The sequence below is a fragment of the Cobetia sp. LC6 genome (assembly GCF_030264805.1).
Classification (GTDB): Bacteria; Pseudomonadota; Gammaproteobacteria; order Pseudomonadales; family Halomonadaceae; genus Cobetia.
Window position 1 is genome coordinate 61374 of record NZ_JASSPL010000007.1, and the last position, 20711, is coordinate 82084.

The 20711-nt window shown below is 62.0% G+C and carries 16 protein-coding genes; 11 read left to right on the top strand and 5 right to left on the bottom strand.

What is annotated here, in order from left to right:
- Positions 1-108 precede the first annotated feature (108 nt).
- The 7 genes from QQF40_RS09990 to QQF40_RS10020 all read left to right on the top strand — a co-directional run bounded on the left by QQF40_RS09990 (position 109) and on the right by QQF40_RS10020 (position 7646).
- Positions 109-903, top strand: a complete 795-nt coding sequence (locus QQF40_RS09990) for a thymidylate synthase (RefSeq protein WP_043331428.1) — start codon at positions 109-111, stop codon at positions 901-903.
- Complete coding sequence (locus tag QQF40_RS09995; protein ID WP_253061289.1) at positions 900-1451, top strand: dihydrofolate reductase; 552 nt, start codon at positions 900-902, stop codon at positions 1449-1451. The genes QQF40_RS09990 and QQF40_RS09995 overlap by 4 nt, the downstream gene beginning before the upstream one ends.
- Positions 1452-1554: 103 nt before the next feature.
- Positions 1555-2553 carry a ProQ/FINO family protein gene (locus QQF40_RS10000; protein WP_285461270.1) on the top strand — a complete coding sequence of 333 codons (999 nt, stop codon included), beginning with the start codon at positions 1555-1557 and terminating at the stop codon, positions 2551-2553.
- A gap of 406 nt (positions 2554-2959) precedes the next feature.
- On the top strand, positions 2960-3949 hold the full coding sequence (locus QQF40_RS10005; protein WP_285461211.1) for a TRAP transporter substrate-binding protein: 990 nt from the start codon (positions 2960-2962) through the stop codon (positions 3947-3949).
- Positions 3950-4046: 97 nt separating this feature from the next.
- A complete protein-coding gene (locus tag QQF40_RS10010; protein WP_285461212.1) occupies positions 4047-4631 on the top strand; it encodes a TRAP transporter small permease in 585 nt (194 codons plus the stop codon).
- Positions 4628-6013, top strand: a complete 1386-nt coding sequence (locus QQF40_RS10015; protein ID WP_285461213.1) for a TRAP transporter large permease — start codon at positions 4628-4630, stop codon at positions 6011-6013. The genes QQF40_RS10010 and QQF40_RS10015 overlap by 4 nt, the downstream gene beginning before the upstream one ends.
- Before the next feature lie 592 nt (positions 6014-6605).
- A complete protein-coding gene (locus QQF40_RS10020) occupies positions 6606-7646 on the top strand; it encodes a porin (RefSeq protein WP_285461214.1) in 1041 nt (346 codons plus the stop codon).
- A gap of 243 nt (positions 7647-7889) precedes the next feature.
- Here QQF40_RS10020 and QQF40_RS10025 read toward each other — a convergent pair whose 3' ends face one another.
- From QQF40_RS10025 to edd, 5 genes are all read right to left on the bottom strand, one after another.
- Positions 7890-8873: a carbohydrate kinase family protein gene (locus QQF40_RS10025; protein ID WP_285461215.1), complete on the bottom strand. Its 984-nt coding sequence runs from the start codon at positions 8871-8873 to the stop codon at positions 7890-7892.
- Complete coding sequence (gene pgi, locus QQF40_RS10030; protein WP_285461216.1) at positions 8873-10555, bottom strand: glucose-6-phosphate isomerase; 1683 nt, start codon at positions 10553-10555, stop codon at positions 8873-8875. The genes QQF40_RS10025 and pgi overlap by 1 nt, the downstream gene beginning before the upstream one ends.
- 204 nt (positions 10556-10759) lie before the next feature.
- A complete protein-coding gene (locus tag QQF40_RS10035) occupies positions 10760-11638 on the bottom strand; it encodes a D-hexose-6-phosphate mutarotase (protein ID WP_285461217.1) in 879 nt (292 codons plus the stop codon).
- 37 nt (positions 11639-11675) lie between these two features.
- Positions 11676-12692, bottom strand: coding sequence for a glucokinase (glk, locus tag QQF40_RS10040; protein ID WP_285461218.1), 1017 nt, complete (start codon positions 12690-12692; stop codon positions 11676-11678).
- Between the two features lie 55 nt (positions 12693-12747).
- Positions 12748-14598, bottom strand: coding sequence for a phosphogluconate dehydratase (gene edd / locus QQF40_RS10045; protein ID WP_285461219.1), 1851 nt, complete (start codon positions 14596-14598; stop codon positions 12748-12750).
- 365 nt (positions 14599-14963) lie between these two features.
- On the opposite strand from edd, the gene gap reads away from it, so the two are divergent.
- The 4 genes from gap to QQF40_RS10065 all read left to right on the top strand — a co-directional run bounded on the left by gap (position 14964) and on the right by QQF40_RS10065 (position 20707).
- Positions 14964-15968 (top strand): type I glyceraldehyde-3-phosphate dehydrogenase, encoded by a 1005-nt coding sequence (gene gap, locus QQF40_RS10050; RefSeq protein ID WP_043331416.1) that lies wholly within the window; start codon positions 14964-14966, stop codon positions 15966-15968.
- 695 nt (positions 15969-16663) lie between these two features.
- Entirely contained in the window at positions 16664-17056 is a 393-nt protein-coding gene (locus tag QQF40_RS10055) for a hypothetical protein (protein ID WP_285461220.1), read from the top strand.
- Positions 17057-17339: 283 nt separating this feature from the next.
- The gene (locus tag QQF40_RS10060) at positions 17340-19745 is read left to right on the top strand and encodes a PAS domain-containing protein (protein WP_285461221.1); all 2406 of its coding nucleotides are present in this window, start codon (positions 17340-17342) and stop codon (positions 19743-19745) included.
- A gap of 95 nt (positions 19746-19840) precedes the next feature.
- Complete coding sequence (locus QQF40_RS10065; RefSeq protein WP_254626978.1) at positions 19841-20707, top strand: dienelactone hydrolase family protein; 867 nt, start codon at positions 19841-19843, stop codon at positions 20705-20707.
- Positions 20708-20711 lie beyond the last annotated feature (4 nt).

Below are 20711 nucleotides of genomic sequence, written 5' to 3' on the forward strand. Positions count from 1 at the left end.
TCACATATCGTCAAGTGAACGATTCGAATTCATGAAGAGGCTGGCGCAGGGCTACCTACGGCTCCGCTCGCCGCGCCAGCCTCTGACACGCCGTACGGACTCGCCACCATGCAACCCTATCTAGATCTGATGCGCCATGTGCTGGAAAACGGCACACAAAAGGGCGATCGCACCGGCACCGGCACCCTGAGTGTCTTCGGCCACCAGATGCGCTTTGATCTGGCCGAAGGCTTCCCGCTGGTCACGACCAAGAAGCTGCACCTGCGCTCGATCATCCACGAGCTGCTGTGGTTCCTGAAAGGTGATACCAACATCGCGTACCTGAAGGAAAACGGCGTGCGTATCTGGGACGAGTGGGCCGATGAGAATGGCGACCTCGGGCCGGTATACGGTTACCAGTGGCGCAGCTGGCCGAACCCGCAAGGTGGTTCCGTCGACCAGATCAGCCAGCTGATCGAGCAGATCAAGACCAACCCGGATTCGCGCCGCCTGATGGTCTCGGCCTGGAATCCGGCGCTGGTGGACGAGATGGCGCTGCCGCCCTGTCATGCGCTGTTCCAGTTCTACGTCGCCGATGGCCGCCTGTCCTGCCAGCTCTATCAGCGCAGCGCGGACATCTTCCTGGGCGTGCCGTTCAACATCGCAAGCTATGCGCTGCTGACCCAGATGGTCGCACAGGTGTGTGGTCTCAAGCCGGGCGAGTTCATCCACACCCTCGGCGATGCCCACCTGTACAGCAATCATCTCGAGCAGGCGCGTGAGCAGTTGACGCGTGAGCCGCTGGCGCTGCCGCAGCTGGTGTTGAATCCGGAGGTCACGGACCTGTTCGACTTCACCTTCGATGACATTGCCATCGAAGGCTATGAATCCCATCCGCATATCAAGGCGCAGGTGGCTGTATGAGCGATAATGAATTCTCTCCGCTGACTGCGGCGGCTGACACCGTCGTGCCCGTCGCGATGATTGCCGCCATGTCGGTCAACCGCGTGATCGGCGTCGACAACCAGTTGCCGTGGTACCTGCCGGAAGACCTGAAGTTCTTCAAGCATGTCACCCAGGGCAAGCCGGTGATCATGGGTCGCAAGACCTTCGCCTCCATCGGCAGGCCGCTGCCCAACCGCCTCAACATCGTGGTCACGCGTGACAGCGAGTTCCATCACGATGGCGTACGGGTCTGCAGTGACCTGGCCGCCGCACTGAGCATGGCGGACCACCACGCGATGATCGAAGGCGTCGATGAGATCATGGTGATCGGTGGCGGTCAGATATACGCCCAGGCGCTGCCAGTGGCGACGCGCCTCTATCTCACCGAGGTTGCGGTCGAGATCGAGGGCGATGCCCATTTCCCGGCGCTGGATGCGAGCTGGCAGGAAGCGCAGCGCGTCCCGGGGGAGAGCGGTGAGGGTCTGCCGGCTTATGACTTCGTGCGTTTCGAGCGCCGCGACGTCTGAGCCACTGGCTGGCCGGCGTGACCTTTACAGTCAGCAGGTACTGACACAGACTGGTGCCAAACGGAACTGCCCATAGCGTGCAAGGGAGGCTCAGGCCTTGACGATGGATCGCCTCGAAGCGCTGTATTCTGCGCTTGAACATGAAGCCGACACACAGCAACAGCAGCGTGACACAGAGCGCCAGGCCCGTACGGCCCTGGAGTCGGAAAATGCCCGCCTGCGCGATGCGCTGGCCCAGCTGGAGCAGCAGGCGGCGTCTGCAGTCACGGCAGATGCCGATGCGCATCAGCGTGCTCTGGCAGAAGCCGAGCGAGCGCTGGCCGCGGAGCGTCATGAGCGTGAGCAGCTCGCTGAGCAGCTCGCGGCGGCGCGCCAGACACTGCAGGAGCAGCAGGCGCAGTTGAACGCGGTGAATGAGGCGTTGCTGGCGCGAGATGCGCAATTGCGTGAACTGGTTGAGCAGGCTGAGCAGGCTTCTGCGCCGCAACCCTCCGCGAATGTGGAGGCGGGTCTGACAGCGCAACAGGAGGCTCAGGCGGAGCGTCTGGCCTCAGAGCGCCTGAACGTGAGTCAGCCGGTAGCTGCCGCGCAGACAGCGGCGGCTGCCGACTCGTCCGAGGCTCAGGCACCGCAAGCTCAGGTACCGCAGGAGCAGGAAGCGCGGCAGCAGAACGAAGTCGCGCAGGACGAAGCCCCTCAGGCGCAGCAGGCGTCTCGGCCTGAGGCAGCGCCTTCTCCCCATGCGCTGCTCAAGCAGTGGTACAAGCGTTATCCGGATACCTTTTTCAAGGGCCATACCCGGCCGTTGAAGATCGGCATCCATATCGAGCTGCTGGAAAACGAGCCCTGGGATGACAAGCTGGTACGGCGCGCGCTAGCGGGTTATGTCCACCTGCCACGGTATCTGAAGGCGGTACGGGCAGGCACGCAGCGCGTGGATCTCTCGGGCCAGTCGGTGGGTGCCGTGACGGAAGATGAGGCGCGCCATGCCCGTCAGCAGCTCGATGAGTTGACGCGCCAGCAGAAGGCGCGAGAAGAGCAGGCAACCGATCAGCGTATCAGCCACAAGCTCAGCGAGCTGATGACCAAGCATCGTCCCTGAGCACGGTCCCTGAGCGCCATCCCTGAAAGTGTGCTGGCAGGTGGTGTGACAGCTGGTGAAGACGCTCGATCGACAATGATCGGTGGTAACAGACAAGGCCCCTGTGCGGATTCCCGCACAGGGGCCTTGTCGTTGATGGGCGGAAATCCGCACAGCTCCCTCATAAACTGCCAGCGCCGGCGGAATTCGGCTCAGTCGTGTGAGAGTCGTGCGCGACTTGTTTGTCTGCAACTCATTGAATTATCTGGATTGTCTTTTCTATCTGGCGGCTGTGGCGCAATGCTCGCAGTGTCTCGGCCGTCCCTGCTCGCGCCGCGCCTCTGCGTGGCTTCGTGTCGGAGCCGCGCAGACGGGATATCGAATGCCCTACAAGACCCACAATATCCGCAATTCAAGAGGATTCGCCATGCGCCTTATCAAGCCAGCCCTGACCGCCCTGAGTGCCGCCATCCTGTTTGCCTCGACGACGGCCATGGCCGATCCGATCACCATCAAGTTCTCCCATGTGGTGGCGGAAAACACTCCCAAGGGCCAGATGGGCAAGAAATTCCAGCAGCTGGTAGAGGAGCGTCTGGGCGACAAGGTGGAAGTCGAGCTCTACCCCAGTTCGCAGTTGTACGGAGATGACAAGGTGCTGGAAGCCATGCTGCTGGGCGATGTGCAGCTGGCGGCCCCGTCATTGTCCAAGTTCCAGAAATACACCGATCAGCTGCAGGTCTTCGATCTGCCCTTCCTGTTCAAGGACATGGGCGCTGTCGAGCGCTTCCAGAGCAGCGAGACGGGCCAGTCATTGCTGACATCGCTGGAATCCAAGGGGCTGGTGGGACTCGGTTACCTGCATAACGGCATGAAGCAGCTTTCCGCGTCATCGCCGCTCAAGACACCGGAGGATGCCGACGGCAAGAAATTCCGCATCATGACTTCCGATGTGCTCGAGGCCCAGTTTGACGCGGTGGATGCCGTCTCGCTGAAGAAGCCGTTCTCTGAGGTCTTCATCCTGTTGCAGACCAAGGCCATCGACGGCCAGGAGAATACCTACTCCAACATCTACTCCCAGAAGTTCTTCGAGGTGCAGCCGTACATCACCGAATCCAACCACGGCGTGCTGGATTACATGGTGGTGTCCTCGGCGCGCTTCTGGAATGGCCTGCCGGATGATGTGCGTGGCGAGGTCAAGTCGGCGCTCGATGAGGCCATCGTCTACGGCAACCAGCTCTCCGAAGCCAAGAACATGGAGGCCAAGCAGGCCATCATCGATTCCGGCCAGAGCGAGATCATCACGCTCGACGATGCCCAGCGTCAGCAGTGGGTCGACGCCATGAAGCCGGTATGGGGCGAGTTTGCCGACGACATCGGTCAGGACATCATCGACGCCGCGGAAGCTGCCAACCAGTAAGCCGTCAGGCCATCCATCACTTGCCCCATCTTGAGCGCCAGGACATCGGCGATCCCGCGTGGGGCAAGTGTCCTTGAGCGACATGAGGGTTCTTGCCATGGCACTAAGATGGCTTCACAAGGCGGAAGAGACGCTGTTCTCGCTGCTGCTGGTAGCGATGGTGCTGCTGGTCTTCGTCGAGGTGGTGTTGCGCTTCGTCTTCAATACCGGCATCAGCTGGTCACAGGAAGCCACGCTGTATCTGGCGGGCTGGTTCGTGCTGATCGGTGTGTCTTGGGGCGTCAAGCAGGGCGCGCACATCGGCGTGGATGTCGTGGTCAAGATGCTGCCGATGCTCTGGCAGCGCGTGGCGACCTTGCTCGCACTGGCGATCTGTATGGCGTACTGCGTGATGCTGCTGGTCGGCAGTTATGAATATCTCTCGCTGATGAAGATGATCGGCATCGAGCTTGAGGACATCGCGATTCCCAAGTGGTACGCCCTCACCATTCTGCCCATTGCCATGTTGCTGCTGATGCTGCGCTTTGCGGTACTGGGCTGGAAGGTGATTCGTGGCGATGCCAGTGGCTTCGGCTTTCATGACGAAGGCGAGGACAGCATGCATCTGGTGCAGACGGAGGCGCCGGATGGCCAAGACAACGGCGATGCTGGCCGTGACAGTGATCAGGGAACACCACGATGACCATAGCCACTCTGTTTGCGCTGCTGTTCGGCGGCATCTTTCTCGGCATGCCGATCGCCTTTGCGCTGGGCTTCTCGAGCGTTACCACGATCCTGCTGTTTTCCAGTGACTCACTGGGGTCGGTGGCGATCAAGCTGTTCGAAGCCCTGTCGCATCACTACACCCTGCTGGCGATCCCGTTCTTCATTCTCTCCAGCACCTTTCTCTCGACCGGCGGCGTGGCACGTCGCCTGATCACCTTCGCCACCGACGCCATCGGCCACGTGCGCGGGGGGTTGGCGATGGCCTCCGTGCTGGCGTGCATGCTATTTGCCGCCGTGTCCGGCTCTTCTCCGGCCACGGTGGCGGCCATCGGCTCCATCGTGATAGCGGGTATGGTGCGCCAGGGCTATACCGAGTCCTTCGCGGCGGGCGTGATCACTAATGCCGGGACACTGGGCATCCTGATTCCACCGTCCATCGTGATGTTGGTGTATTCCGCCGCCACGGAAGTCTCGGCGGCCAAGATGTTCATGGCCGGCCTGATTCCGGGCCTCCTGATGGGCGGTATCCTGATGGTCGCCATCTATATCGCGGCGCGGATCAAGAAGTTGCCGGCTCAGCCTTTCCCCGGCATACGGGTGCTTGCGCGCTCCGGCCTGATCGCCATGGGCGGTCTGATGTTGATCTTAATCGTGCTGGGGTCGATCTATGGCGGCGTGGCCAGTCCCACCGAAGCCGCGGCCGTGGCCACGGTGTATGCCTGGTTGATCGCCGTGGTGGGCTATCGCGACATGGGGCCGTTGAAGAACGTGCCGTGGCGCAAGGGCAATGAAACCTGGGGGAGTGCGGGGTTGCGCGCGCTGTGGCAGGTGCCTGCCGGACTTCTGGGGTCTTTCACCGATCAGGAGGTCAAGAAGGTGGTACTGGATGGCGCGCGTGTCTCGATGATGCTGCTGTTCATCATCGCCAACGCGATGCTGTTCGCGCATGTCCTGACCACTGAGCGCATCCCGCATACCATCGCCGAAACCATCATCGGCTGGGGACTGCCGGCGTGGGGCTTCCTGATCGTGATGAATCTGCTGCTGCTGGCGGCGGGCAACTTCATGGAGCCCTCGGCCATCCTGTTGATCATGGCGCCGATCCTGTTCCCCATCGCGACGCAGCTGGGGATCGACCCTATCCATCTCGGCATCATCATGGTGGTCAACATGGAGATCGGCATGCTGACGCCTCCCGTGGGGCTGAATCTGTTCGTGACGGCGGGGATCACCGGCAAGCCGATGACCTGGGTCATTCGGGCAGCATTGCCGTGGCTGTCGCTGTTGTTGCTGTTCCTGGTGTTTATTACCTATGTGCCGGCTATCTCGCTGTTCCTGCCCAACTGGTTGAGCAGTTGAGGATCACTGCCTGCAGACAAGGTGCGATGGAAAGATTGATTGATGACAGAGCTTGATGACAGGGAGGGCGACTGGGCTTGTTGACTGGATTTTATGACCTAGCTTGATGACCGATATTGATAGCAGACTCATCAATGAATCACTGGCACAGGGACGGTGCCTTTGATGAAGATAAAGCTGAGAGGAAACCACAACTTGGCATCAGACAAGCACAGCAGTTGGCGGGTATTTGTTCTGCGACTTTTGTCGCAAACGAGGCTTTTCCACAATGAATCCGGGATTAACGCTCAGCGATGCGCTCGGTGATGCAGAAATCGGCGTCAAGACGCATGGTTGTCATGAATCCTTCATTCGTGGGCCCTAGAGTATGCTCACGCCAGACAACCGACCGATGGATAGGTTCAGGAGTGGTGATCGAAAACAGTGTTTTTTTCTGTTGCACATCCTGAAAGCCCGGTATATGGTTTCCCTGCGAGCATTGGATAATAACTAGGCCACAGAGTTTTAGAGGCGTCATCAAGCGCCCGGAACCTCGGCCACTGCCACCGGCAGACACGATCGAACAGTTAACGCTAGTTAAGGAACTATCGCGATGAAAAAGACACTTCTGGCTACTGCCATCGCCGGCGCTGCTGCCCTGGCTGCTACCTCCGCTTCCGCTGCAACCGTCTACAACCAGGACGGCACTAAGCTGGACATCTACGGTAACGTTCAGCTGGCATACTCCTATGTCGACCAGCTCGGCGGTGACCCGGAAAGTGAACTGGGCGACAACGGTTCTACCTTCGGTGCCAAGGGTGAGCACAAGATCAACGACGACATCGTCGGTTACTTCAAGGCCGAGTGGGAATATGACGCTGACGAATCCAAGGGCGGCGGCAACGGCCTGAACGATGGCGACCAGTCCTACGTCGGTGCCAAGGGTTCCTTCGGTGACGCGCGTATCGGTTCCTGGGATCAGCTGATGGACGACTGGATCCAGGATCCGATCTCCAACAACGAATACTTCGACCTGACTGATTCCAGCAGCAACATTTCCGATGGGACTGATACTACGTCTCAAACTCGTGAAGGCAACAAGCTGCAGTACATGTCTCCGGTCATGGGCGGCCTGCAGTTCGCTGTCGGTTCCAACTTCGAAGGCGACGGTGAAGACGAGAACGTCACTGATTCCAACCAGGCGTCCTTCTTCGCAGGTGCCAAGTACACCGTCGGCGGTTTCTCTGTCGCTGGTGTGTATGACAACCTGGACCAGTTCGAAGCCACCAACGGCAGTGACATCGGCGACCAGTACGGTATCACCGGTCAGTACACCGTTGACGCCCTGCGCATCGCCGTCAAGGCTGAGCGCTTCGCTGGTGAAGAAGATGACACCGACGTTGATTACTACGGTATCGGCGCACGCTACGGCTACGGCATGGGCGACGTCTACGGCGGCTACCAGTACGTCGACGCTGAAGACAATTCCACTCTTGCTTCTGACAACGGTGGCGACGACAGCTTCAACGAATTCAACCTGGGTGTGACTTACAACATCTCTTCCGCGATGTACACCTACATTGAATACGCCCAGTACGATCGCTCTGGCGACGCTGGTGACGGCGCTGCAGTCGGCATCTACTACGGCTTCTAAGACGCTCTCAAACGTCTAGCAAGCTAACGAAAGCCGGTCCCTCGGGGCCGGCTTTTTTTACGTCTGTCCCTTCTGGGATGGCAGGCTTTGTGCTCGATGAAGGCAGGCCGATTGGGATGCAGAGATCTGCGTCATGGCCACGAAAAAGCCCCTTTGATCTGATGATCAAGGGGGCTTTTGGCATGCGCTTCTCAGGGAAATCATAGCGCTGGCGGATAGCCGGTCAGCGCAATTGTCCGGCCATCATTTCATGGCGTCGAGATCTTCACGCTTGGGCAGTGCGGCATAGGCACCCGGACGAGTCACGGCAAAGGCGCCGCAGGCCGCAGCACGCTCCAGTGCGGCGTTGAGGTGACTCTCGTCTTCGCACCAGTCGCTCAGGTTGTCGGCATGGATGCCAGCTTCGCTGAGGGCTGACAGGAAGCCGCTGATGAAGGCATCGCCACCGGCCGTGGTATCGACCGCCTTGACGGTGGGCGGCGTGATGCTGACAGTCACGATGTCGCCGCTCTGCTTGCGCACCAGGGCACGGATCACGCCCGGGCCATCGGTGAGCACGATCAGGCGCACACCGGCTTTCAGACGCGCTTCTAGCCAGTCGGTCTGCGGCTCACTACCGGTCAGTGCCTCGACCTCTTCCTGGGACAGCTTGAGGATGTCGGCGTTGTCCAGCAGGCGCGTGACCAGGGTCACATCGACCTGCTGGTTCGGCCACAGGTTGTGACGCAGATTGGCATCCACGCTGACCAGAGAGCCTGCAGCACGCGCGCGTGACGCCAGCACGAAGCTGGTGTCCGCGATGCCGGCATCGGTCAGGCTGTTGCTGCACAGGTGGAAGATGGCGGGGGTCGCGAACAGCTCAGGCCCGGCATGCTCCGGGCGGAACAGCAGGTCAGCGGCCGGCGGACGATAGAAGTCGAAGCGGCGTTCGCCCTCTTCATCGCGAGACACGAAGGCGAGCGCGGTGCGCGCATGGCTGGTGCGCTTGACGTGATCCATCTGCACGCCATGAGCGCTCAGTTCGTCGTGCAGGAAGTCACCGAAGCTGTCCTGACCCAGCATGCCGACGAAGTGGCTCGGCAGGCCGAGGCGGGCACAGGCCACCGCGACGTTGGCCGGAGCGCCGCCCGCGTAGGGCGTGAAGGTTTCCTGCTCGACGGCCTGGCCGCCGAGCTTGTTGGAGAGCATGTCGACGAGCGCTTCGCCGAACGCGATTACCGGAGTCATCAGGAGGAGGTTTCCTTGCGAGTGGTCGTCGTGGAGCCTTTGGCTTTCTTGCCCGGCTTGTCATTGCTGTCATCCGCCTGGGTGGCGCCACCGGCTGGGAAATGCTCGCGGACCAGCGCCAGCAGGCCCTGGGTGGACGGATCGAAGGCCTTCACGTCGGTATCGATACGCGCGCTGATTTCCCCGGCGATGCGCTTGCCGAGCTGCACGCCCCACTGGTCGAAGGAGTTGATGTTCCAGATCACGCCTTGCACGAAGACCTTGTGCTCGTAGAGGGCGATCAGTGCGCCGAGATTGCGCGGGGTCATCTCATCCAGCAGCAGGGTGCTCGACGGGCGGTTGCCCGGGCAATTGTAGTGCGGATCGAGGTTGCTGCCATCCTGGCTGCCTTCCATGAAGGCGTTGGCCTGCGCCAGCATGTTGGTGATCAGCGCGAAGTGGTGCTCTTCGGTGCCCGGCTCCGGCTTCAGCGAGGCGATGAAGTCGATGGGCACGTAGCGAGTGCCCTGGTGCAGCAGCTGGAAGAAGGCATGCTGACCGTTGGAGCCGGTCTCGCCCCAGACGATCGGGCCGGTCTTGTAGTCCACCGGGCGGCCGAAGATGTCGACCGACTTGCCGTTGGATTCCATGTCCAGCTGCTGCAGAAAGGCGGGCAGCTGATGCAGGGCCTGGTCGTAGGGCACGATGGCCTGGGTCTCGGCGCCCATGAAGTTGATGTACCAGATGCCGATCAGCGCCATCAGGACCGGCATGTTCTCGGCCATCGGCGCATTGATGAAGTGCTGGTCCATCTCATGGGCGCCTTCCAGCAGCTCCATGAAGCCTTCATAGCCGATGGACAGGGCGATGGGCAGGCCGATGGAAGACCACATGGAGTAGCGACCGCCAACCCAGGCCCAGAATTCGAAGACGTTCTCTTCGCGAATGCCGAATTCCTTGGCCGCCTTGCGGTTGGTGGAAGCCGCGACGAAGTGGGCACCGACGTCGGCATCCTGACCGGCGTGCTCCAGGAACCAGCGGCGCGCCGTCTTGGCGTTGAGCAGGGTTTCCTGGGTGGAGAAAGTCTTGGTGGAGACGATGAACAGCGTGGTGGCCGGGTCCAGGCGCTTGAGCACCTTCTGGATGTGGTTACCATCGACGTTGGAGACGAAGTGGAAATTGATTTCCGGGTGGCGATGCTTGAGCAGCGCACGGCAGGCCATGTTGGGGCCCAGATCTGAGCCGCCGATGCCGATGTTGACCACGTCGCGAATCCGCTGGCCGTCGTAACCTTTCCACTCGCCGCTGCGCACGGCTTCCGAGAAGGCGCGGATCTGCTCGCGCGTCTTGTGGATTTCCGGCATCACGTCCATGCCATCGACGATGACCGGCGTATTGGTCTGGCTGCGCAGTGCGGTATGCAGCACCGGGCGATTCTCGGTGACGTTGATGATATCGCCGGAGAACATCTGCGCGCGACGTTGAACGAGTGCAGAGTGCTCAGCCAGCTCGACCAGCGCCTCCATCACCTCATCGGAGATGTGGTGCTTGGAGTAGTCGAGAAACAGGCCGCCGACGCGCAGGCTCATCTTCTCGAAGCGCTTGGGATCCGCCGCGAAGTAATCGCGGATGCGGTCGTTGCGGGTCACCTCGCCCAGCCGGGTCAGCGCCTGCCAGGAAACACTACGGGTCAATTGCAGCATGGAAGTGTCCATCGTATGGGTTGTTGAAGTTCATCGGGGCGGGTCGCATTCTGTGGCGGCCCGACGCACGCTTGCAGGCGAGGCGAAAGCCACTGTCAGCCGGGAGTCGTGTCGATGACACGATTCAGGCGCTTGGCGCTCTCGGTTGGTCGACAAGGTGCGCAAGGTGCCGGCCACGCCGTGAGCCGCGAGGCCGGCTGTCATTCACTCGCCGCTTGTCTCATCACCGCTCAGCGGTGAGATGTGCTGAGCCAGCAGATGCTGAGCGCCCGGCGGCAGCCAGACCGGATCGAGGCGCGTGCAGGCGGTCTCGACACACAGGAAGCTGCGCGCATTCTCGACGCCGGTGTCGGCCGGCGGCGCGTCACCGGGATGCCAGACCACCGTGGAGTCAGAGCCCTGCTTGGCGATGCGCAGCTGACGCTTGCCGTCCTCGAGCACCTGAACCTGGCTGGTCTGGTAGATGCGGTCCAGCGGGCCACGCACGCCCAGTTCGCCCTGCTGGTCGAAGCGCGAGAAGTCCTGGCGCTTGTCCAGGTAGCTGGCGCCGGCCAGACCGGTGACGCGACACTCGAAGGCATTCGGCACTGCGAAGTAGGTATGCAGCGCGCCGGTCATCTTGATCGGGGCCTCGCCACGGTTTTCCGTGATCAGCTCGACCTTGAGGAAGCGGCGGCTGGCAAAGATCACCACGCGCGGAGAGAGGGCGGTGTGCAGCGCTGAAGCCGGTGAGGCATGGATCTCGACGCCTTCCTCTTCCTCGTCCACCGCATCGATGCGCCAGTCGGCCTTGCGAGCGGGGCCGTGCAGTTCGCTTTCGCCCTCGGGGAACTCATCCGCGAACCAGGGCCAGCACAGCGGAATGCCGCCGCGAATGCTGCCCGGCAGGGCGGCGGGCGTTTCCGTCACCCACAGCCAGGGAGAATCGCCCGTCGGCTGATAGTGCAGCACCTGAGCCCCCTGGTGGCAGACCACCAGCTCGCCCCACTCCTGGTTGAGGATCAACAGCGAGCGGCCCTGCCATTCAGCAGTGCGTTGGCCAGCGGTGTCGGCGATCAGTGCGCGCAGACTTTCGGGGATCATCTCGAGCTACCTCGATGGTTCAGGAGGTGGCGGTGCATCATGCCACCTCTTCATTGTGCAGAGCCTCGGCGGCGCCCAGCAGGCCGGTCCACGGCGCGGTCACCACCCAGGTGGGTATCGCGGCATTGTAACGGCTCAGACGATTCTTGTCGGTGAAGGCGTGGCGGAAATCGCTGCGCATCAGCAGATCCAGGTTGCGCGGCAGCACGCCACCGCACAGATAGACCCCGCCACGCGCCCCCAGCGTGAGTGCTGCATCGCCGGCGACCGCGCCAAGAATCTTCATGAAGCGCATCACGGCATCAAAGGCGAGAGCATTCTGCGGTTCATCGTGATGCAGGTGCTCATGCGCTGCCTGGCTGACGTCAGCGGCGCTTGCCAGCGGTGATTCCTGCTGACGCAGCTCGCCCAGGGCCTGATAGATCTCGAGCATGCCCTGGCCACACAGCAGGCGCTCCACCGAGACGCGACCATGGCGACGGCGGAAGATGCCGAGCAGGCCATCCTCGATCTCGTCGGTGGGGGCGAAGCTTGCATGCCCCCCCTCGGTCGCGAGCGGAATCCAGTTGTGCGTGCCGCGCACCAGTCCCGCGACACCCAGGCCAGTGCCGGGGCCGATCACCAGGCGTGGCGAGGCCGCATCGCCACTACCATCGGTGAGCTCCTCACCGATGGCCAGGCGTTCGCTGGCCTCGATGTGTGGCACGCCCAGCGCCATGGCGGTGAAATCATTGAGGCACTTGAAGCGCTCAAGCCTCAATGATTCGCGCACCTCGCGCTTGAGAAACGTCCAGTGATTGTTGGTCATGCTGACGCGTTCATCATGCACGGGGCAGGCGAAGGCCAGGCAGGCCTCGACGGGTTGCTCGGCCTCTGCCAGTCCCAGCATCCGATAGTAGGCCTGGATGGCCTCCTCGAGTCCGGCATGCTCGGCACAGGCGAGCGTCTGGATGTGCTGCAGGGTGTGGCTGCCCGGCTGGACGAGTGCCAGCCGGGCATTGGTGCCACCGATATCGCCTACCAGAGCAAGGCGATGGGAGGTGTCGCTGGTCATCGTCCGGCATCCTTCCTTTGCGTCAGTGCCTCAGGAGAGTGACAGGGCGCGCCCATCACATCAGGTCGTGGCCGCTGCCCGGCAGGTCGCCGTAGCCTGCAAAGCTGGAGGCGCCTTCCTCGGCACCGCCGACCAGTGAGCGCATGCCGGAGAACAGCTCGCGGCCCAGGCCGTGATGATAGCTGTCGCGAGTGATGGTCGCGGCCTCGCGCTCGGCCCATTCGGCTTCATCGACCAGCGCCGTGAGGGTGCCGGCATTGGCGTCCAGACGGACCACGTCGCCTTCGCGCAGGCGTGCCAGCGGGCCGCCATCGAGCGCTTCTGGCGTCATGTGGATGGCGGCCGGGACCTTGCCCGAGGCGCCAGACATGCGGCCATCCGTCACCAGTGCGACCTTGAAGCCGCGGTCCTGCAGGATGCCGAGGTAGGGCGTCAGCTTGTGCAGTTCCGGCATGCCGTTGGCGCGCGGGCCCTGGTAGCGCACCACGGCGACCATGTCCTGCTCCAGCTCACCGGCTTCGAAGGCGGCCTTCATTTCATCCTGGTCACTGAACAGCTTCACCGGTGCTTCGACGAGACGATGCTCTTCCTTGACGGCAGAGACCTTGATCACGCCGCGGCCGAGGTTGCCGTCCAGCACGGTCAGTCCGCCTGTCGGGGCGAACGGGTTGGCCACCGGGCGCAGCACATCCTCGTCGAGGCTGTCGGTGGGGCCGTCCTTCCAGACCAGCTTGCCGTTCTCGAGGAAGGGCTCGCGGACATAGCCGGCCAGGGTACCGCCGTCCTGGGTGGGGATGTCGTGGAGCAGACCCGCCTTGAGCAGTTCACGGATCAGGAAGCTCATGCCGCCGGCCGCCTGGAAGTGATTGATGTCCGCCTGGCCGTTGGGGTAGATGCGCGTCAGGCTCGGTACCACTGCGGATAGCTCGGTGAAGTCATCCCAGGTGATGGTCACGCCCGCTGCGCCGGCCATCGCGACCAGGTGCAGGGTGTGGTTGGTGGAGCCGCCGGAGGCCAGCAGGCCGACCATGGCATTGACGATGGCGCGGGCATCGATCTGGCGATAGAAGGGACGGTAATCGCCGCCGACTTCACTGTTGCGGATGGTCTGCTCGGCAGCGTGACGCGTCAGGGCTTCGCGCAGCGGGGTGCCCGGATTGACGAAGGACGCGCCCGGCAGGTGCAGGCCCATCAGCTCGACCATCAGCTGGTTGGAGTTGGCGGTGCCATAGAAGGTGCAGGTGCCCGGGCTGTGGTAGGACGCGGACTCGGCTTCCAGCAGCGCATCGCGACCGACCTTGCCTTCGGCGAACAGCTGGCGGACACGCGCCTTCTCGTTGTTGGGCAGGCCGGAGGGCATCGGGCCGGCCGGCACGAACAGCGTCGGCAGGTGGCCGAAGCGCGCGGCGGCGATGAACAGGCCCGGGACGATCTTGTCGCACACGCCGAGAAACAGCGCGCCATCGAACATGTTGTGCGACAGGCCGACAGCAGCGGCCATGGCGATCAGGTCACGCGAGAACAGCGACAGCTCCATGCCCGGCTGGCCCTGGGTCACGCCATCGCACATCGCGGGTACGCCGCCGGCGAACTGGGCGGTGGAGCCCATCGCCTGGACGGCTTCCTTGATGATGCGCGGATAGTCCTCGAAGGGCTGGTGGGCGGACAACATGTCGTTATATGACGAAATAATGCCCAGGTTGGCCGAGTTCATCAGCTTGAGACGATTCTTGTCGGTCTCGCCACAGGCGGCAAAGCCGTGCGCCAGGTTGCCACAGGAGAGCTCGGAGCGGTGCACGCCGCGGCGCTGCTGGCTTTCCATCAACTGCTCATAGGCGGCGCGGCGTTCGCGGGAGCGGTCGATGATGCGCTGGGTCACGTGCTCTACGGTCTGGTTGACTGACATGCTCTTACCTCATGTATCAGGCGGCGCAGGGCGCCGAGGCTGGCGAAAGAAAGCGTTTCCCGCTGTGTGGGCGTGCTGCTACCCGGCGACGCTATCCAGTGGTGATGGCGGTGTAAAGCCTCTCGCATCACCCGTGTCGCGTCGTTGGGTTGCCGGGGTAGCCTACAGTAGCGCGTCATGGCGCTCGAGAAACGGTTTTGTTCGGAATATTCGGTAAATTTAACAAAAAAACTGCTTGAAGACTGGACGACTTTCGGCCAAATTATGGGAAAAGCGTGTAGGATAATTTCATGGAACGTATTGCAAGCTAGCGTTCTTCGATCAGGTCTGGTCCTGCACCCGCCATACGCCACAGGAGTTGAGTCATGACATTACGCGTCGCCATCAATGGTTTTGGTCGCATCGGTCGCAACGTGCTGCGTGCGCTGTATGAAGGTCAGTACAACGATCGTATCCAGGTCGTCGCCATCAACGATCTGGGTGATCCGAAGCTCAACGCTCACCTGCTGAGCCGCGATACCGTCCACGGCCGTTTCGCCGAAACCGTCTCGCACGACGAGGAGAACCTGTTCGTCGGTGACGACAAGATCCGCATCCTGGCTGAGCGTGACCCGGCCCAGCTGCCGTGGTCCAGCCTGGACATCGACCTGGTGATGGAATGCACCGGTCTGTTCACCAAGCGTGCTGCCGCTGCCAAGCACATCGAAGCCGGCGCCAAGCGTGTGCTGATTTCCGCGCCGAGCGGCGATGCCGATGCGACCGTCGTGTTCGGCGTCAACGAAGATGTGCTGAAGGCTGAGCATCAGGTCGTCTCCAACGCGTCCTGCACCACCAACTGCCTGGCGCCGGTCGCCAAGGCGCTGAATGATGAAGTCGGCATCGAGAATGGCCTGATGACCACCATTCACGCCTACACCAACGATCAGAACCTGTCGGATGTCTACCACTCCGACCCGTACCGTGCCCGCAGCGCGACCCATTCCATGATCCCGACCAAGACCGGTGCCGCTGCGGCAGTGGGTCTGGTGCTGCCGGAACTGAACGGCAAGCTTGATGGTCTGGCGATCCGCGTGCCGGTGATCAACGTGTCACTGGTCGATCTGACCTTCACCGCGTCGCGTGATACCTCCATCGAAGAGATCAACGCCATCGTGGCCAAGGCCGCCGAAGGTTCCAGCGTGCTGGCCGTCAACGAGCTGCCGCTGGTGTCCATCGACTTCAACCACGATGCACACTCTTCCACCTTCGACAGCAATCACACTCGCGTCAGCGAAGATCGCCTGGTCAAGGTCATGGCGTGGTACGACAACGAGTGGGGCTTCTCCAACCGTATGCTTGACACTGCGCTGGCGATGCAAGCCGCCAAGTAACCGCTTGATGAGCCCCGCGCGGCCCTTGATCCATGAACGATCAAACGACAAGGCCGCACGGGGCAGCAAGAATTCGGGGGGCTGTCAGTCTGTCGGCAAGACAGCAGGGCAGGCTCCCAACAGGTGAGGACGAGTGGCCCGAGGATTCTCGCGTCGCGCTAAGGCTCCACGGACAAGGCAATGCCATTCGTCCCCTTTGAATCGGTGGTCGGTCAGGGTTGGCGCCAAGACCGGCTTCGATGCTGCTCGGAATGACATCGCGTCATCCATTCTTGAACCTCTCCCAATGGGAGAGGTTTTTTTTGCGCACCATGAAAGTGCGAGAGCTGCTCCAGGGCACAAAGTGTCGTTGCCTTGCGTCAATGGCGTGACCTTATGGCAACTTTTCTGAGCACGATCGCGACAGAGTCGGGTCAGGTGGTGTGAAACGTGCACTGATACGTCGAGAAAGGTGGTCAACATGTCGTCATCGTAATTCACGGTCGAGTGAAATTAGCGAAACTGTGGCGGTGTGTTACACTTCGCACCTGTTGGCCTTGCGTCTATCGGTGAGCCAGGTCATGACAACGTCAAATCATGCAGGCGGTCATATGGCCTGCGAGTGATCCATTGTTGTGCGCAATTCAGGGAAGGTATTGCCACACTGCCGCACACTTTCCGGCAGTTATCTCGACTTCCACAGCAGGCTGTCTCAGATGCACGATGCCATCCGCGAAGCTCATGAATTGATCGGTGCTACCTTGCGCGACCCGCGTACCCAGCGCGAGGGCAAGGTCGTGGGTATGGACCTGGGGCGTGAGCAGCCGGCGATCTATGTGCTATGGCAGGAAAGTGCCGCAGCGGAGCGCATCGGCATGGAGCCGGACGATTTTCGCGCGTTGCTCGAGCACCTGCGGGCGCGCCTGCCGGTCAAGGCGCCTTCCGCCCAGCAGGACAAGGACAGCAGGCAGTCGCGGCGTCACAAGCGCAAGGCCTCGCGCACTAGTGCCCAGCCGGCTGGCGAGGGCAACGACGGCCGCAGCGGCGCACCTGATGGCCCGTCCTCCGCGCTCATCGACGATGCCATGCCGCGTTCCGCGCAAGGCTAGATCTTTCCAGGCCAGCTCTCAAAAAAGCCCGAAGCTTATGCTTCGGGCTTTTTGCATCCTGGGGTTTTCCCTTCGGCGCCGCTTGCGTGATATTCGCCCACAACATTGCGCGTTCGCTGCCGATAAGGGAGATAGTCAGACGCAAGAAGGAAAGGTCGCAGTCGTTCATAAGCCGTCATCTGCCCGGATCTTCGCGCAACCAAGCGTTGGGGGTGCTGCTGGCTGCCAGCGTCATGGATAGGGCATTCTTGGGCAAGCTGCATGACAGAAAAGGGGTTTCACGTTGGCTGAATCATTCGCGGATAGTCGTTTGCTGCAGCATCATTATGCTGTCGTGGCAGATGTGTTGTTCACGCTCAGTGCTGATGGTCAGCGCCTGATTGCCATGAATGCAGCGGCGGAACGCCTGCTGGGATATACGGTGCGGGATTTTCTCAAGCAGCCGGAGCTCTGGCTTTCGCTGGTGATCACCGCCGACCGGCAGCGGTTGAGTGACTTTCGCGCCTCGATGGGGCAGGTCGAGCGCACGACGTATCGCATGCGCGACCGCAGTGGGCAGCTCTTGTTGCTCGAGGAATGTCTGTGGAGTTCCGGCGTTGGGCATCCGCTGTGTGGACGAGTGACGGATATCACGCAGCGCGACAAGGCCAATGAGCAGGAGCAGCAGCTAGCACGTGCCTATCGTCTGATGATGGTGCGCAGTCGTGACCCGATGGCGATCCTGTTGCTCAAGGATGAAAGACTGGTGATCAGTCATGCCAACCCGGCCTGGCACCTCTATCACGACGCGGCCTGTGCACATTCCCGCCTCTCGCTTGAGTATCTCTACCTTCCACATGTCCTGCGTAGCCTGGAGAGAGCCGACCCCTGGCAATGCGATATCAGCCTGTCGCTGCCGCGGGGGGAATCCAGGTTGTCCGTGCAGATGGTCAGTCTGGGGCGCTCACTCGCCGACGAGGGGCGTCAGGTGGCCGTGATGGCGCGCGACATCACGCAGGTACATCAACGTCTCGAACATGTGGTCGATCAACAGCAGCGTCTGGCGCGGCGGGTGGATGAGACGCCCGGCGCGCACTACGCGACCGGTGGTGAATGGCCGCCAGAGGAATTGGAGTATCTGTCGGCAGGCAGCGAGGCGCTCACCGGGCTTTCACATGATCTGCTGATGGCAAGCCCGGGCCTCTGGCAGGCCCGGCTGGTGCCGGATGAGCTGGCCACCTGTCAGCAGCGCTTCGGTGAGGCCGTGCGGGAGCGCCATGGTCGTCTGAGTCTGTGTTACGCCTTCGTGCATGTGGATGGGCGCAAGCGCTATCTCCAGGATGACATGCAGCTGAGCTACTCTCCGGCGGGAGAGGTCACCGCCGTGCTCGGCAAGCTCAGTGACGTCACCCAGCGCGAAGCGCATCGGCGCCAATTGGACAACCTTGTCCAGCAGATGCGCGGCGTCCTCTTCCAGTGCCGCCTGAGCCAGGAGGGCGAGCTGCGTTATACCTACCTATCACCTGTCGCCTCGCAAGTGCTGGGGCTCGACCCGCAGGCCGTCATCGACGACCCCATGGTGCTGTTGACGCGCATCGCGGGTCACGAGAGAGAGCAGCTGCTCGTGTCACTGCAGACCAGTGCCCGGCAGCAATCGCCCTGGGAGGCGGAGATACGCTATCAGCATCCGGATGGTCAGGAACGCAGGCTGGCGTGTGTCGGGCTGCCGCAGATGATCGACTCCCCCGAGGGCGGCGTGATCTGGAATGGTTATTGCGACGATGCCACCGCCCGTTACCGTATCGAGGATGAGCTGCGCCAGAGCGAGGAGCGCTATCGCTTCATCCTCAACTCCGTCAGCGATCTGGTCAGCATCGAGGACTCCCACGGCATCTGCCAGTACATCAGCCCCTCGGTGGAAAAGCTCTGCGGCTATCGCCCGCAGGAGATCATCGGCCAGGAGATCAAGCAGCTGATCCACCCCGATGACATGATGCGCATCGCGCAGGAGGTCCATCGTGCCGCCTGTCTCGGCGAGGTGTTCCGAATCGACTTCAGGATCCAGCACAAGGCCGGGCATACGCTGTGGTTCGAGTCGATCTCGACGCCCTCGATGGACCCCGTCACCGGGCGTTATCAGCGCGTGCTGTCGGTGTCACGCAACATTCATGAGCGCAAGCTGGTCGAACAGCGCCGTGAGCATGAGGCGATGACGGACGCCATGACGGGCGCCATGACGCGAGCCAGCTTCCTCGACACGCTCGATACCCTGCTGAGCTCGTCATCGCGGGAGCAGATGGCGTTGATCCTGTTTGATATCGACCACTTCAAGCGTGTCAATGACACTCACGGCCATGCGGCGGGTGATCAGGTGCTGATCAGTCTTGGCGAGACATGTCGTGCCCAACTGCGGCGCGATGACTGCTTTGCGCGCCTTGGCGGCGAGGAGTTTGCCGTCCTGCTCACCGATGCCGGTACCGCCACCGGTGTCGGAATGGCCGAGCGCCTGCGACAGCAGATCGCGGCGCTGGAGGTGCGCTTCAAGTCGTTGACACTGCGCTGCACCATCAGCATGGGAGTAGCGACACCCCAGCCGGGGGAGACCCGGGATGGCTACCTGCACCGTGCCGATATGGCGCTCTACAGTGCCAAGCGCAGTGGTCGCGATCGGGTGGTGCTGGCATCGCAGTCCTTGAGCGAGGACAATTGAGTCAACGCCGGTGATCAACCGGACACACCTGCAGCCGATGTCTCGGGTTGTGAATCGCGTCATGCAAGTGGATCACGTCATACAAGGAGTGGGCGATGCGAATGTTACGTGGCTGGTGCGCTGGCACCTTGTTGTTTGCGCAGTCGGTATTTTCCGCCGGACAGGCCATGGCCGCCGAGGATGCACCGCTGGTCAATCGTCTCGAGGGGCCGCAGGTGGTGACGGAGACGGTGACCTATCGAGCCAATGGTGAGGAGCACGTAGGCCTGATAGCACGCGATGCCAAGGCGCAGGGGCGCCGACCCGGCATCCTGCTGGTGCATGAGTGGTGGGGCTTGAACAGCTACGCCCGCAAGCGCGCCGAACAGTTGGCAGGACTGGGCTACGTGGTCATGGCCGTCGACATGTATGGCGGTGGGCGCACGGCCGAGCACCCCAAGGAAGCCGGTGCCTTCTCCTCTGCGGTGATGAGTGACTGGCCGAAGGCCGAATCCAGCTTCAATTCGGCGCTGGCGGTGCTGCGCTCACGTCCGGAGGTCGATGGCGAGCGCATGGCGGCGATCGGCTACTGTTTCGGCGGTGCCGTGGTGCTCAACATGGCGCTGACCGGAGCGCCGCTCAAGGCGGTCGTCAGCTTCCATGGCAGCCCGTCGATTGCCGTGACGGAGCCCGAGCCGTTTGCCGGCCGGGTCGTGATCCAGAATGGCGCGGCAGATACGCTGGTGCCGCAGGAGGATCTCGACAAGCTGGTCGCGACCTTCCAGTCACTCGAGACGCGCACCACGTTGATCCAGTATCCGGGCGCCAGGCACGCCTTCACCAATCCGGAGTCGGATGCCAAGGCGGCCAGGTACGATCTGCCGCTGGGCTATGACGCGGCCGCGGATTCGGCTTCGTGGCAGGTCATGCTCAACCTCTTCAATGAGGTCTTCAAGACACCGAAGAAATCCGTCAAGACCTGATGCG

Coding starts and splice junctions, on each gene's coding strand:
- QQF40_RS10035 (WP_285461217.1), bottom strand. CDS start 11,638: ATGATCCCCGAAAGTCTGCGCGCACTGATCGCCGACACCGCTGGCCAA.
- QQF40_RS10065 (WP_254626978.1), top strand. CDS start 19,841: ATGCGAATGTTACGTGGCTGGTGCGCTGGCACCTTGTTGTTTGCGCAG.
- QQF40_RS10000 (WP_285461270.1), top strand. CDS start 1,555: ATGGATCGCCTCGAAGCGCTGTATTCTGCGCTTGAACATGAAGCCGAC.
- edd (WP_285461219.1), bottom strand. CDS start 14,598: ATGTCAGTCAACCAGACCGTAGAGCACGTGACCCAGCGCATCATCGAC.
- QQF40_RS10055 (WP_285461220.1), top strand. CDS start 16,664: ATGCACGATGCCATCCGCGAAGCTCATGAATTGATCGGTGCTACCTTG.
- QQF40_RS10005 (WP_285461211.1), top strand. CDS start 2,960: ATGCGCCTTATCAAGCCAGCCCTGACCGCCCTGAGTGCCGCCATCCTG.
- QQF40_RS09990 (WP_043331428.1), top strand. CDS start 109: ATGCAACCCTATCTAGATCTGATGCGCCATGTGCTGGAAAACGGCACA.
- QQF40_RS09995 (WP_253061289.1), top strand. CDS start 900: ATGAGCGATAATGAATTCTCTCCGCTGACTGCGGCGGCTGACACCGTC.
- glk (WP_285461218.1), bottom strand. CDS start 12,692: ATGACCAGCGACACCTCCCATCGCCTTGCTCTGGTAGGCGATATCGGT.
- QQF40_RS10010 (WP_285461212.1), top strand. CDS start 4,047: ATGGCACTAAGATGGCTTCACAAGGCGGAAGAGACGCTGTTCTCGCTG.
- gap (WP_043331416.1), top strand. CDS start 14,964: ATGACATTACGCGTCGCCATCAATGGTTTTGGTCGCATCGGTCGCAAC.
- pgi (WP_285461216.1), bottom strand. CDS start 10,555: ATGCTGCAATTGACCCGTAGTGTTTCCTGGCAGGCGCTGACCCGGCTG.
- QQF40_RS10025 (WP_285461215.1), bottom strand. CDS start 8,873: ATGACTCCGGTAATCGCGTTCGGCGAAGCGCTCGTCGACATGCTCTCC.
- QQF40_RS10015 (WP_285461213.1), top strand. CDS start 4,628: ATGACCATAGCCACTCTGTTTGCGCTGCTGTTCGGCGGCATCTTTCTC.
- QQF40_RS10020 (WP_285461214.1), top strand. CDS start 6,606: ATGAAAAAGACACTTCTGGCTACTGCCATCGCCGGCGCTGCTGCCCTG.